At 67.6% G+C, this 12,314-nt stretch carries 11 protein-coding genes and 1 tRNA gene; 8 read left to right on the forward strand and 4 right to left on the reverse strand.

Annotated features, from left to right (window positions below):
- Positions 1-15: 15 nt before the first annotated feature.
- A tRNA-Ser gene (locus BWR60_RS10940) sits at positions 16-108 on the forward strand.
- A 187-nt stretch (positions 109-295) separates the two neighbouring features.
- Here BWR60_RS10940 and BWR60_RS10945 read toward each other — a convergent pair.
- The gene (locus BWR60_RS10945; protein ID WP_088151055.1) at positions 296-1,201 is read right to left on the reverse strand and encodes a LysR family transcriptional regulator; all 906 of its coding nucleotides are present in this window, start codon (positions 1,199-1,201) and stop codon (positions 296-298) included.
- A 128-nt stretch (positions 1,202-1,329) separates the two neighbouring features.
- Between BWR60_RS10945 and BWR60_RS10950 the strand changes: the two genes are divergently transcribed.
- Both BWR60_RS10950 and BWR60_RS10955 read left to right on the forward strand, forming a co-directional pair.
- Positions 1,330-1,740, forward strand: coding sequence for a DoxX family protein (locus BWR60_RS10950; RefSeq protein WP_230983019.1), 411 nt, complete (start codon positions 1,330-1,332; stop codon positions 1,738-1,740).
- Positions 1,741-1,785: 45 nt separating this feature from the next.
- Entirely contained in the window at positions 1,786-2,658 is an 873-nt protein-coding gene (locus BWR60_RS10955; protein WP_088151057.1) for an NmrA family NAD(P)-binding protein, read from the forward strand.
- 179 nt (positions 2,659-2,837) lie between these two features.
- Here the strand turns inward: BWR60_RS10955 and BWR60_RS10960 are convergent, their stop codons facing one another.
- Complete coding sequence (locus BWR60_RS10960; RefSeq protein ID WP_088151058.1) at positions 2,838-3,431, reverse strand: NADPH-dependent FMN reductase; 594 nt, start codon at positions 3,429-3,431, stop codon at positions 2,838-2,840.
- A gap of 90 nt (positions 3,432-3,521) precedes the next feature.
- On the opposite strand from BWR60_RS10960, the gene BWR60_RS10965 reads away from it, so the two are divergent.
- Positions 3,522-4,172, forward strand: coding sequence for a TetR/AcrR family transcriptional regulator (locus BWR60_RS10965; protein ID WP_218823442.1), 651 nt, complete (start codon positions 3,522-3,524; stop codon positions 4,170-4,172).
- Between the two features lie 121 nt (positions 4,173-4,293).
- Positions 4,294-4,764 carry a GFA family protein gene (locus tag BWR60_RS10970; RefSeq protein WP_088151059.1) on the forward strand — a complete coding sequence of 157 codons (471 nt, stop codon included), beginning with the start codon at positions 4,294-4,296 and terminating at the stop codon, positions 4,762-4,764.
- Between the two features lie 16 nt (positions 4,765-4,780).
- On the opposite strand, the gene BWR60_RS10975 is transcribed toward BWR60_RS10970, so the two are convergent.
- Positions 4,781-5,107, reverse strand: coding sequence for a hypothetical protein (locus tag BWR60_RS10975; RefSeq protein WP_088151060.1), 327 nt, complete (start codon positions 5,105-5,107; stop codon positions 4,781-4,783).
- Positions 5,108-5,283: 176 nt separating this feature from the next.
- Here BWR60_RS10975 and BWR60_RS10980 point away from each other — a divergent pair, with 176 nt between their 5' ends.
- The 3 genes from BWR60_RS10980 (at position 5,284) to BWR60_RS10990 (ending at position 8,223) form a co-directional block, all read left to right on the forward strand.
- A complete protein-coding gene (locus tag BWR60_RS10980) occupies positions 5,284-5,700 on the forward strand; it encodes an SRPBCC family protein (RefSeq protein ID WP_088151061.1) in 417 nt (138 codons plus the stop codon).
- A 127-nt stretch (positions 5,701-5,827) separates the two neighbouring features.
- Positions 5,828-7,501, forward strand: a complete 1,674-nt coding sequence (locus BWR60_RS10985; RefSeq protein ID WP_088151062.1) for an MFS transporter — start codon at positions 5,828-5,830, stop codon at positions 7,499-7,501.
- A gap of 65 nt (positions 7,502-7,566) precedes the next feature.
- Positions 7,567-8,223 carry a response regulator gene (locus BWR60_RS10990; protein WP_088151063.1) on the forward strand — a complete coding sequence of 219 codons (657 nt, stop codon included), beginning with the start codon at positions 7,567-7,569 and terminating at the stop codon, positions 8,221-8,223.
- Here the strand turns inward: BWR60_RS10990 and BWR60_RS10995 are convergent.
- Positions 8,220-12,044 (reverse strand): NahK/ErcS family hybrid sensor histidine kinase/response regulator, encoded by a 3,825-nt coding sequence (locus tag BWR60_RS10995; protein ID WP_088151064.1) that lies wholly within the window; start codon positions 12,042-12,044, stop codon positions 8,220-8,222. The two genes, BWR60_RS10990 and BWR60_RS10995, sit on opposite strands and share 4 nt — an antisense overlap.
- Positions 12,045-12,314 lie beyond the last annotated feature (270 nt).

Consider the following 12,314-nt stretch of genomic DNA (forward strand, 5'->3'; position numbering starts at 1 on the left):
TGTCGCGCCTCCAGCGGAGGGGTGGCCGAGTGGTTGAAGGCGCTCGCCTGGAAAGCGGGTATACGGTGTTGAGCCGTATCGAGGGTTCGAATCCCTTCCCCTCCGCCAGCAAGTTCTTGCGTAATATAGCGTGCCGGCGGTGACCAGATCGTAGAATTGGCGTTTTCTACGCTGTTTGCTGATGAGAATCTTTGGCAACATTGCGCCGTTATCGCCGTTCTCAGGCAAAGCTCATCGGTTTCAGTGTCGCATTTTGTTGGATCGCCGGACCACCGACCGGCAGATGTTCGTCTGGCTATTCCAGATAGGGCGTCAACACACCTTCGATCCATTTCATGAATGCTCGGACTCGACGAGACAAATTGCTCCGATGCGCCACGACAAAGGACACGGCGATCGCCCGGCGACGAAATTCGGGCATGATCTCCACAAGCGCTCCACTCTCCAAGTATTGGCCAATCCCCAAGAGTGGCGCCTGAATCAGGCCAAGGCCGGCGACGGCAGCCGCGTCGTAGGTCTGTGCGCTGTTGACATGCAACGCACCTGGCAACTGAAGCGTGGCGTAGCTGTCGCCGTCCGGGTATTCCCATCCATAGGGTCTTGCGCCCAGCATTGTCGAAAAATGAATTGTCCGATGTTCCTGACGCTGGAGATCTTCTAGCGATCGAGGGACGCCATGGCGCGCCAGGTAGGCGGGACTGGCAGCGTTGACCATGCGCAACAGGCCCAGCGGGCGGGCAATCAGCGTCTCGTCCCGTATGGGTCCAAGGCGCAATACACAGTCGAACCCCTCTTGAACCAGATCGACCTGCCGATCCGTACTCGACACCTCCAGCTCCAACCCGGGGTAGGTCGCCATGAAATCCGGCAAGGCCGGCACAATCGTTGTGCGCGCCACCTCGGTCGGAAGATCGACCCGTAAACGCCCGCGAAGTGCCACACGATCGTCCGCGAACATTGAGTGTAGGTCATCGACTTCAGCAAGCAGATCGCGGGCACGGGCATGAAATGCGCGTCCGTCCTCCGTCAACTGCACGCTGCGCGTCGTCCGGTGCAGAAGCCTGACACCGACATCCTCTTCCAGCTTCCGGATCGCTGTTGAGGCTCTTCCCTTTTGGGTGCCCAGGCTATCGGCCGCGCGGGTGAAGCTCCCCATTTCCGCGACCGTCACGAAAATGAGGATGGGTTCGAGATTCCGCATTTTCGTGCCTCGGTATTGTTCACAAAAGAGAGAACAGTGCGTTCCCTTTGCCGGCATTTATCATACGCAAGAGACACAGTAAGCCTCCGAATTGGGACCTCATCGGAGGACAACACGTGTCCGAAACTATGAACCTGCATCAGGCGCCTGAAACCATGACCTTACATCGCGCCCTGTGGGCCGGCCGAATAATGAGCGCGTTTGTCGTTATCGCTCTGGTGGTAGACGGCACTGTTCAGCTTTTCGCGCCGGCGCAGATCGCGAGCATGTTGCAGGAAACCGGGTTCGCGATGGAGATGACCCGCGTCGTGGGTCCGACCATCCTCGCCTGCGCCATCCTTTACGCCATTCCAGTCACCTCTGTCCTCGGCGCGATCCTAGTGACGGGCTTTCTGGGAGGCGCCATCTGCGCCCATGTCCGCATTGGTGAGTTGGGGTCGCCGCCGGAAATCGTTTCCCTGCTTCTGGGCGCGATGACATGGGGCGGCCTCTACGCGCGCCATCCCCGAATCCGGGCCATTCTGCCGCTCATCCGTTGAACCAACAGCGGCAGTGCTCTGCCCCTCAAGATCAGGAGAAAACGCATGTTTTTAGTTATGGGAATCACGGGAAATGTTGGCGGCGCTACGGCAAAACATCTGCTGACGCGCGGCAAGGAGGTACGCGCGCTCGTCCGCAATCGCGAGAAGGCGGCCAACTGGTCGAACCAAGGCGTGGAACTGGTAGACGGTGATTGGAATGATTCCGCAGCCATCGAACAAGCGCTCAAAGGCACCGAAGGCGCGTTCGTCATGTTGCCGGCTGTCTGGGCGCCCTCGCCCGACTACAAAGAAGCAAAGGGCCTGATTGCAAACTATGTCGAAGCGCTCACCAAGGCAGAGCCGCCGCGAGTGGTTGCGCTTTCGTCGATGGGTGCGAACAGGACCGGCGGGCTCGGGATGATCACGGCCTTATCGCTTCTGGAGCAAGGTTTTCGCAACCTGACATCCCCAATCGCATTTGTGCGCGCAGGCGGCTTCCTCGAGAACTTCCTCTACGGCCTGCAGGCCGCCCAGGGCGGATCGCTGCCGGTCTACTACAATCCGACAAACCGGAAATCGACCATGGTCGCGACGAACGACATCGGTGCTGAAGTCGCAACCCTTTTGACCGGGCCAGCCTGGTCAGGACAGCGCGTCGTCGAGCTTGGTTCGATGGTCAGCGCGGATGAAGTCGCGGAGCAATTGGGTGAAGTCCTGAATCTCGACGTGAAAGCCTTTGCAGTTCCGCGTGCAGGGTGGGCGGAAGCGTTCGAACAATTCGGCATCCCGAAGGGCCACACCGGACCTGCCGAAGAAATGTTTGAGGCCGTGAACGCAGGATGGATGGACCTCGGAGTCGAAGGTACGGAGCACGTAGCGGGCACGACGTCCGCGCGCGATGTATTCGAGGCTGCACAGAACGCCGCCAAGGCGTAAGGCGGGGACGGCTCTGGCAAAGCCACGGCGTAAGAGAGCTTTTGAGTATCTTAGGTGGCTATGGCGTAGGAATAGTGCCCATCTTCATCGTTCCCGGACCGCCATTTTGCGCCGTCCCGCAGACGTCCGGTGACATGCCATCTGCAACGGGGCTGGCCACAAGATCAGCGCCGTCCGGTCTATGCAGCAGCCGCAGCCCGCACCGTCCGGAGCGCCCTCGACCAGGCGACGGTCTCGCCAATCATGGTGGCCAGCGCCGCCTCCTGCTCGGCCGAGGGCGACCACGCCTCAGGGTCGGTGAAGAGCGCCCGGTCGGTGTATTTCGAGAGCAAAACCTGCGTCCGGACCGTCGCGATCTTCACCTCGGCCAGCACGGGGCGGAGCTGCTCGACCGCCCGGGCCGCGCCGAGCGCACCATAGCCGACGAAGCCCGCCGCCTTGTCGTTCCACTCACGATAGAGGAAGTCGACCGCGTTCTTCAGCGCGGCCGGGAAGGAATGGTTGTATTCCGGCGTGACGAAGACGAAGCCGTCGCAGGCATCGATCGCCGCCGCCCATGCCTGGGTGTGCGGGTGTCGGTAGTCGCCCCGGATGGCCGGCACCGGTTCGTCCAACAGCGGCAGGGCGTGATCCGCGATGTCGATGATTCCGACGCTCGCCTCTCCCGATCCGGCCGCCGCGTGCCGGCCGGCGGCCTCCGCAACCCAGCGGGCCACGACGGGCGCCCGACGGCCCGGCCGGGTGCTGCCGATGACGATCCCCAGCCTGATCATTGAAGGCTCCCGCAAACGATGTCCGGCGGATAGATTACAACGGTCGTTGCATTCAGGTAAAACGATCGTTGCAGACCAAGTGAGAAGCCCGTGACCGTCGCGGACCGGAACCAACCGTCGGGCCGGCTGGAGGAGAAGCGGCAGGCGCTGCTCGACGGCGCGCTGCGCGTTTTCGCCCGGGACGGCTACGCCCGCGCCAGCATCGACGACATCGCCCGCGAGGCCGGCGTGTCCACCCGCACCCTCTACAATCATTTCGGCTCCAAGGCCGGGCTGTTCGAGGCCGTCATCCAGGCCAGCGCAGCCCGCGTTGCCCGATCCCAGATCGCCATGATGGAGCGACAGCTGAGCGCCGTGACCGACCTGGACGCCGACCTCGTCGCCTTCGGCAAGGCACTTCTGGCGTCCCGGGCCGACCATCCGGAGCATTTCGCCCTGATCCGGCAGATCCGGGCGGACCAGCACCACATTCCCCGGCCGGCGATCGAGCGCTGGCAGGAAGCCGGCCCCCTCCGTGTGCGGAGCGCGCTGGCCCGATACCTCTCCCGCCTGGGCGAGCAGGGGTTGCTGCGGTTGGAAGATCCGGATCGAGCGGCCGTGCATCTGCTGGCACTGATCGCAACGGCGGTCGAGCCTTTTGCAGCCACGCCTCTGTCAGAAGAAGACGTCGATGCAGCCATCGCGGCGGCCGTGCGCGTCTTCCTGCGCGGCTATGGCGGCGAGGCTGGAGCCGGCAGCTGAGCTCGATCAGGAACCTCTGACGATCGGCCACGGGCTGGACCAGGCGTACCGCTGATGGTTCGAGGCCTGATACCCTTGTAAGGACAAAGGAACAGCTCGCCCTGCGCGATAGGAGGCTGAGATGACCGACACTCTGGACGGCCGTTGCGCCTGCGGTTCCATTCGCTATCAGCTGCTGTCGCCGCCGATGTTCGTGAATTGCTGCCACTGCCGCGAGTGCCAGCGGCAGACCGGCAGCGCCTTCGTCATCAACGCCCTGATCGAAGCCGACCGGGTCGCGCTGCTGTCGGGCGAGCCGGAGCCGGTCGCCGTGCCCACCGACAGCGGCGCCCCGCATCTCATCCATCGCTGCCCCGCCTGCCGCACGGCGCTGTGGAGCACCTATAACGGCCGCACGCAGGTCCGCTTCATCCGCGTCGGCACGCTGGACGATCCGGCGGCGCTGCCGCCCGACGCGCATATCTACACCCGGTCGAAGCTGCCCTGGGTGGTGCTGCCGGAGGGCACGCCCGCCTTCGAGGTCTTTTACGACCCGCAGGCGCTGTGGCCGAAGGCCAGCCTGGACCGCAGGCGCGCCGCCGAGGGCGGCTGACCAGCCCCCGACAGCGTCAGGCGAAAGCCGGCCGGGCGCCCTCGCCCAACCCGCGCGGCAACGCCGCGACCGGCATCACCGGCGCCGGGGCGAACAGCAGGTCCGGGCGCGCCGCGGCCCAGGCCTTGTCCTTCGCCAGGGTTGCCGGCCGGTTGTCGGTGCGGCACAGCATCAGGGCGCCGGAGGGGTGCTGCCACAGGTCGAAGCCGAGCAGGTCGGGGAACTCCCGCATCGCCGCCTGCAGCATCGGCGCCGAGCCCTCCGCCGCCAGGACCCGCCGCGACAGGGTGTTGCGATAGAGCTTCAGGCCGTCCCGTTCCCGGACCTCGCGCGTGACCGCCATTCCCGGTTCTCCTCTGCCCAGGGCCGCGGCGAGTCCGCGACCCGACATGATCGGAACATAGAGGGAACATTCGCAGGAGTCCAGCAAAAGGAACAATTCAGGAACTGGCCGTTCCGTTCAAGGCTCGGGGCGGAACCTGGCGCAGACTGCGCGGGTTCCGATCATGGAGGTCCGTCATGAGCCGAGCCCTGCCTTCCCGCACCCTCAGCGTCTGGATCGATCGCGAGCCCGACGCCGTTTATGCCTTCCTGTCTGTTCCCGAGAACTTCATGCGATGGGCCAGCGGCCTTGCCGATTCGCTGAAGCGGGACGGCGACGGCTGGATCGCCGACACGCCGGAAGGGACGATGCGGGTGCGCTTCACACCGCCCAACCCGTTCCGCGTCGCCGACCACTGGGTGATCCCGTCGAGCGGGCCGGAGATCTCTCTGCCGATCCGGGTGCTGGCCAATGGCGGCGGCAGCGAGGTGACGTTCCACCTGTTCCGCCAGCCGGAGATGGATGACGCCCGCTTCGCCCGTGATGCCGACTGGGTCGGGCGCGACCTGGCGACGTTGAAACAGGTGCTGGAGACCGGCAGCCCCGGCGCATAGACGAACGTCGAATACGTCCCGCGACGGCGCCGCTGTTAAAGTTGCACGATAGCGCGTCGTACTATAGGGGCGTCCGCCCTCACAAAATCGGCGCGCCGGCAACAATGATCAGGGGGAGGATGCGTCGATGACTGCTGCATCAGGCGCCGAAATTCGAGCACCATTGCGAACGCTCAGCAAAGGCGAGGAGCGCAAGGTCATATTCGCGTCGTCGCTTGGGACGGTGTTCGAGTGGTATGACTTCTATCTTTACGGCGCGCTGACCGCGTCGATCGCCAAGAACTTCTTCTCCGGCGTGAATCCGACCGCGGGCTTCATCTTCGCCCTGCTGGCTTTCGCCGCCGGCTTCTTCGTCCGGCCGTTCGGCGCGCTGGTGTTCGGCCGCCTGGGCGACCTGGTCGGCCGCAAATACACCTTCCTGGTCACCATCGTGATCATGGGCGTGTCGACCTCGGCGGTCGGTTTCCTGCCCAACTATGAGTCGATCGGCATCGCCGCGCCGGCGATCCTGATCCTGCTGCGGTTGGCTCAAGGCCTGGCGCTGGGCGGTGAATACGGCGGCGCCGCGACCTATGTCGCCGAGCATGCGCCGCAGGGCAAGCGCGGGTTCTACACCGCCTGGATCCAGACCACCGCGACGCTGGGCCTGTTCCTGTCGCTGATTGTCATCCTGGCCTGCCGCATGTCGATGGACACGGCGACCTTCGACGCCTGGGGCTGGCGCATCCCGTTCCTGGTCTCGATCATCCTGCTGATCGTCTCGATCTGGATCCGGCTGCAGCTCAACGAATCGCCGCTGTTCCAGCAGATGAAGGCCGAAGGCAAGGGATCCAAGGCGCCGCTGACCGAGGCCTTCGCCCACCGCGGCAACCTGAAGATCGTGGCCCTGGCCTTGTTCGGCCTGACCATGGGCCAGGCCGTGGTCTGGTATGCTGGCCAGTTCTACTCGCTGTTCTTCCTGACCCAGACCCTGAAGGTCGACGCCCAGACCGCCAACCTGCTGGTGGCCGCGGCGCTGCTGGTCGCCACGCCGTTCTTCCTGGTGTTCGGCGCCCTGTCCGACAAGATCGGGCGCAAGCCGATCATCATGGCCGGCTGCCTGCTGGCGGTCCTGACCTACTTCCCGCTGTTCCAGGCCCTGACCCACTACGCCAACCCGGCGCTGGAGGCGGCGCAGGCGTCGTCGCCGGTGACGGTGATCGCCGATCCGGCCGAATGCAGCGTGCAGTTCAACCCGGTCGGCACGTCCAAGTTCACCACCTCCTGCGACATCGCCAAGGGGGCACTGGTCAAGGCCGGCGTGCCGTACAGCAACCAGGCCGGGCCGGCGGGGTCCAAGGCCGAGATCGACGTCGGCAGCACCCGCATCGCCTCCTATGACGGCGCGGCGGCGGATGCCGATAAGGTCCTGAAGCCGCCCTTCGACGCGGCCCTCGGTGATGCCCTGAAGTCCGCCGGCTACCCGCCCAAGGCCGACCCGGCGCAGATCAACCACTTCATGGTCTGGCTGATCCTGTTCGTGCTGGTGCTGTACGTCACCATGGTCTACGGCCCGATCGCGGCGATGCTGGTGGAGCTGTTCCCGACCCGGATCCGCTACACCTCGATGTCGCTGCCCTACCACATCGGCAATGGCTGGTTCGGCGGCTTCCTGCCGGCGATCTCCGTCGCCATCGTCGCCGGCACCGGCAACATCTACAGCGGCCTGTGGTACCCGATCATCATCGCCGGCATCTGCCTGGTGATCGGCACCTTGTTCCTGAAGGACACCCGGCACATCGACATCCAGAAGAACCACTGACGCTGGAGCTTGTATCCACCGCGAGGCCGCGCCCAGAATGGGCGCGGCCTTTGCTTTGGCGGAAGATGACAGACGCCACCCTTGTCCTGATCGCCGACGACCATCCGCTGGTGCGGCGCGCCTTGGCCGAGACCCTGGCCGAGGTGATGTCGCCCGCCCCCGCCGTGATCGAGGCCGGCAGCTTCCCCGAGGTGCTGGCCCTGCTCGGCGACCGCACGGTCGACCTGCTGCTGCTGGACCTGTCGATGCCGGGGATGAACGGCTTCACCGGCCTGGCCGCGCTGCGCGCCGCCTTCCCCGCCGTGCCGGTGATCATGGTCTCGGCCAATGAAGACCCGGCGGTGATGCGCCAGGCGATGGAGTTCGGCGCCTCCGGCTACCTGCCGAAATCGACGCCGCTGGCGGAGATCGGCGACGCCATCGAGAGCGTGCTGGGCGGCAGCGTCTGGTTCCCCGAGGCGGCGACCGGCCCGGCCGCCGACGCGCCGGAGCGCAGCGAGCTGAGCCGCCGCGTGGCCGAGCTGACGCCGCAGCAGCTGCGCGTCCTGGTGCTGCTGACCGAGGGCAAGCTGAGCAAGCAGATCGCCTTCGAGATGTCGATCACCGAGGCGACGGTGAAGGCCCATCTGTCGCAGATCTTCCGCAAGCTCGGGGTGCAGAACCGCACCCAGGCGGTGATCGCGGTGCGGCAGAGCGGCCTGCTCGACCCCGCCAGCCACTAGGCGGCGGGCGCTTGCCGAGCGGCGGCGAGGCGCTGCACCAGCAGTGCCCGCAGAGCCGCCGGCCTCAGCGGCTTGTGCAGCAGCGGCAGGCCGCGGGCGCGGGCCGCCGCCTTGACCGAGTCGGTGCGGTCCGCCGTCACCAGCGCCGCGGGCAGGCGCTGGCCGATCCCAGCCTCCAGCGCGTCAAGGACGTCGAGCCCGGTCTCAGCCCCCGTGAGGTGGTAGTCGAGCAGCACCATGTCCGGCACCCGTCCGGCGACCGACAGCGCCTCCCGCGCGGCCCCGGCCTCCGCGGCGGTCAGGACGGTGCAGCCCCAGCCTTCCAGCAGCAGCCGGGTCGCGGTCAGGATGGCACGATCATTGTCGACGCAGAGCACCAGGCGACCGGCCAGGTCGGTGCCCGGCGACCGCCGCCGGGGCGCCTCGGACGGCCGCGCCGCGGCCTGCCCCCGCGCCCGCGGCAGCACCAGCTCGAACACGCTGCCGCGGCCGAGGCGGGAGCGCACGGACACCCGGTGGCCGAGCCGAGCGGCGATGCGCTCGACGATGGCGAGGCCAAGGCCCAGACCGGCCGGCTCGTCCTCGCCGCCGGAGCCGAGGCGCCGGAACTCCTCGAAGATGGCGGAGATCTGCTCGGGCGGGATGCCGGGCCCGGTGTCCCAGACCTGGATCGCCAGGGCGTCGCCGCGCCGACGGCAGCCGACCAGCACCGTGCCCTCGCGCGTGTAGCGCACGGCGTTGGAGACGAGGTTCTGGACGATGCGCCGGACCAGCGCCGGGTCGGTCAGCGCGGCCGCGCTGGACGGCACGACCTTGAGGCGCAGGCCGCGGCGGCGGGCGATCGGCTCGAAGGGCAGCACCGCCAGCCGCAGGATCTCGGCCACCGGGGCCGCCCGAATCTGCGGCTCGATCGCGCCGGCATCGAGTTTGGAGATCTCCAGGAGCGCCTGCAGCAGCTCCTCCACCGTGGCGAGCGAGCTGTCGATATGGCCGACCAGCGGGGCCTCGGCCTTCCGGCCCAGCCGCTCCGCCAGGGTGGCGGTCAAGAGTCGAGCGGCGTGGAAGGGCTGCAGCAGGTCATGGCTCGCCGCCGCCAGGAAGCGGGTCTTGCCGAGATTGGCCGCCTCGGCCGCCGCCTTGGCCGCCGCCAGCGCCTCGTTCAGCGCCGTCAGCTCGCTGGTGCGTTCGGCCACGCGCCGCTCCAGCGTCTCTGCGGTCTCGCGCAGCACGGCCTCGGCCCGGCGCTGCTCGGTGATGTCCTGGTACAGGGTGAAGAAGCCGACGACCCGCCCCTGCTCGTCGCGGTGCGGGATGTAGGTGCCGCGCGCCAGCTCGGCCCCCGCCGCGGCGAACTCGATCTCGAACACCTGGTGCCGCCCGGCCAGCACCGCGTCGATATAGGGCCTCAGCCGGCCATAGCGCTGCTCGCCCAAAGCGGTGCGGATCGACAGGCCGTCGGTCTCGCCGCGCTCCAGCCCCAGCGCCTGCTCATAGGGCCGGTTGGTGAAGCGGTAGCGCTGCTCGCGATCGACATAGGCGATCAGCACTGGGACGTTGTCGGTGTAGATGCGGATGCGCCGCTCGCTCTCGCGCAGCGCATCCAGCGTCTTCACCCGCTCGGTGACGTCGGTGCAGACCAGGACGAAGCCGCCGTCGGGCATCGGGTTGGTCTGCAGCTCCAGCACCCGCCCGTCGGCGCCCCGCCGCTCATGGCTGTGCGGGCGCCGCCGCCGGTCCGGGTCGCGCTGCTCCTCCAGCAGCACCGACAGGCCGAGGCCGCCGCCCGGTCCGGTCAGCGCCTGCAGCGGCATGCCGATCCCGACCTGCGGCTCGGCCAGGCCCAGGATCTCGACGAAGCGACGATTCCAGCCGGCCAGGCGCAGGTCGCGGTCGAACACGCCGATGCCCTGGCCGATATTGTCCAGCGTGGCGCTCAAGAGGTCGCGGTTGAAGAGGATCGCCTCCGACGCCTGGCGCAGCAGCGTCTGCGACCGGCCTATGGCGGTGCGGTGCCGGCGCATCGTCGCGGCGACCATGATGCGGGCCGAGGCGGTGCCAATCGCGCCGCTCAGCAGCTTTTCGGTGTGGTCGGCCAGGTCGCGGTCGCGCAACGCCGCCGCCGCCCCGCCGAAGGCCAGCTCCGCCCGGTCCGGCCCGATGAAGCGGGCGACCAGCGTCTTCAGGTCGTCGAAGGCGGCGGCGCGATGCGTCGCCTGCGGCTTCTGCCGGGCCTCGGCCACCGGGCCGACGAAGGCCTCCGCCTGCTCCCGGTCGCGCTCGCCCGCCCAGGCCAGCCGCGACACGACGACCAGCAGCGCGGTGTTCAGCACCAGGCTCCAGAAAGCGCCGCGGGTCAGGGTGTCGACATCGTCGCCGATCCCCCACAACGCGCCCTCGACCCCGAACAGCGGCACCGAGGATGCCCAGTTCACCCCGGTCAGGGTCGGCGCCAGGAAGACCACGACCCAGACCAGGAAGCCGCCCGCCATGCCGGCGAAGGCGCCGTGGCGATGGGCGCGGCGCCAGTACAGACCGGCGATCAGGGCGGGCCCCAGCTGGGCCACGGCGCAGAAGGCGATCAGGCCGATCGACGCCAGCGGCAGGCTGCCGCCGATCACGGCATGATAGGCATAGGCCAGCAGCAGGATGCCGAAGATCGCGATCCGCCGGATGCGCAGCACGGTGGGGCCGAGGGCGCCGTCGCCCCGCGCGGCCATGCCGCCGCGCAGCAGCAGCGGCAGCACCAGCTCGTTGCTGATCATGGTGCTGAGCGCGACGGTCTCGACGATCACCATGCCGGTGGCGGCCGACAGCCCGCCCAGGAACACGGCCAGAGACAGCAGTGGGTCGCCCGCCGCCATCGGCAGCGACAGCACGAACAGGTCGGGGTCGGCGGCCGTGCCGAGCAGCAGTAGCCCGGCCACGGCGAAGGCCGGCACGAACACGTTGATGGCGCCGAGATAGGCCGGGAACAGCCAGCGCGCCGTGCGCAGGTCGGCGGGCCGGCCGCTCTCGACCACGCCGACATGGAACTGCCGCGGCAGGCACAGGAAGGCCAGGGCCGACATCACCGTGATCGACACCCATTCGGGCCCGACCGAGAAGCCCTCCAGTCGCGCCTGCAGCGCCGGCACCGACAGCAGCCGCGCCGTCAGGTCGCCCGGCCCGTCGAAGATGCCGAAGGTGACGAAAGCCCCGGCGGCGAGGATCGCCCCCAGCTTGACCAGGGATTCGAAGGCGATTGCCAGGATCATGCCCTGGTGACGTTCGTTCGCCTGGACGTGGCGGACGCCGAACAGGATGGCGAAGACCGCCATGGTCAGGGCGACATGCAGGGCGGTGTCGGTCCACACCGGTGCCCTGCCCCGCCCGTCCAGCCCGGTCGCCAGCGCGCCGAAGCTGAGCGAGACGGCCTGCAGCTGCAGCGCGATGTAGGGCAGCACGCCGACCAGCGCGATCAGGGTCGCCGCCGCGGCGATCACCCGGCTCTTGCCGTAGCGGGCGGCGATGAAGTCGGCGACTGAGGTGATGTTCTGCTCGCGCGCCACCCGGGTGATCTTCCGCATCATCGGGAAGCCCACGGTGATCACCAGGATCGGCCCGACATAGATCAGGGTGAAGTCGAGCCCGTGCGACGCGGCGCGGCCGACGCCGCCATAGAAGGTCCAGGAGGTGCAGTAGACCGCCAGCGACAGGGCATAGACCGCGGGCTCGCGCAGGCCGGAGCGCCAATAGGCCGGGCTGCGGTCGCCGAGGAAGGCGACGGCGAAGAGCAGGCCGAGATAGCCGAGCGCGATCAGCCACAGCAGCCAGTCAGCCACCGCCCGCTCCCGGCGCCACGCGTTCGTTCCTCCCCGTCATGGAGGCAGCATAAGACGGCCGGAGCCGCGCGCCGAGTGTTTCGGAGAAGCTGCTTGCTTACATCTCGGTCCCGCTTCGCGTGGCATCACCCGCTTGCGAGACTCTTTCAGAATTCCCAGAACCGTCATTGCGAGCGCAGCGAAGCAATCCAGGGGCCAATGCGAGCCGGCCCCTGGATTGCTTCGTCGGCTTCGCCTCCTCGCAATGACGGCAAGGGGTTGGCGCTATGA

The sequence above is a fragment of the Inquilinus limosus genome, from assembly GCF_002195995.1.
In the GTDB taxonomy this organism is placed as follows: domain Bacteria; phylum Pseudomonadota; class Alphaproteobacteria; order DSM-16000; family Inquilinaceae; genus Inquilinus; species Inquilinus limosus_C.

Excerpts from the sequence above, each read along its gene's own strand:
- BWR60_RS10945 (WP_088151055.1), bottom strand. The coding sequence starts at position 1,201 with ATGCGGAATCTCGAACCCATCCTCATTTTCGTGACGGTCGCGGAAATG.
- BWR60_RS10950 (WP_230983019.1), top strand. The coding sequence starts at position 1,330 with ATGAACCTGCATCAGGCGCCTGAAACCATGACCTTACATCGCGCCCTG.
- BWR60_RS10955 (WP_088151057.1), top strand. The coding sequence starts at position 1,786 with ATGTTTTTAGTTATGGGAATCACGGGAAATGTTGGCGGCGCTACGGCA.
- BWR60_RS10960 (WP_088151058.1), bottom strand. The coding sequence starts at position 3,431 with ATGATCAGGCTGGGGATCGTCATCGGCAGCACCCGGCCGGGCCGTCGG.
- BWR60_RS10970 (WP_088151059.1), top strand. The coding sequence starts at position 4,294 with ATGACCGACACTCTGGACGGCCGTTGCGCCTGCGGTTCCATTCGCTAT.
- BWR60_RS10975 (WP_088151060.1), bottom strand. The coding sequence starts at position 5,107 with ATGGCGGTCACGCGCGAGGTCCGGGAACGGGACGGCCTGAAGCTCTAT.
- BWR60_RS10980 (WP_088151061.1), top strand. The coding sequence starts at position 5,284 with ATGAGCCGAGCCCTGCCTTCCCGCACCCTCAGCGTCTGGATCGATCGC.
- BWR60_RS10985 (WP_088151062.1), top strand. The coding sequence starts at position 5,828 with ATGACTGCTGCATCAGGCGCCGAAATTCGAGCACCATTGCGAACGCTC.
- BWR60_RS10990 (WP_088151063.1), top strand. The coding sequence starts at position 7,567 with ATGACAGACGCCACCCTTGTCCTGATCGCCGACGACCATCCGCTGGTG.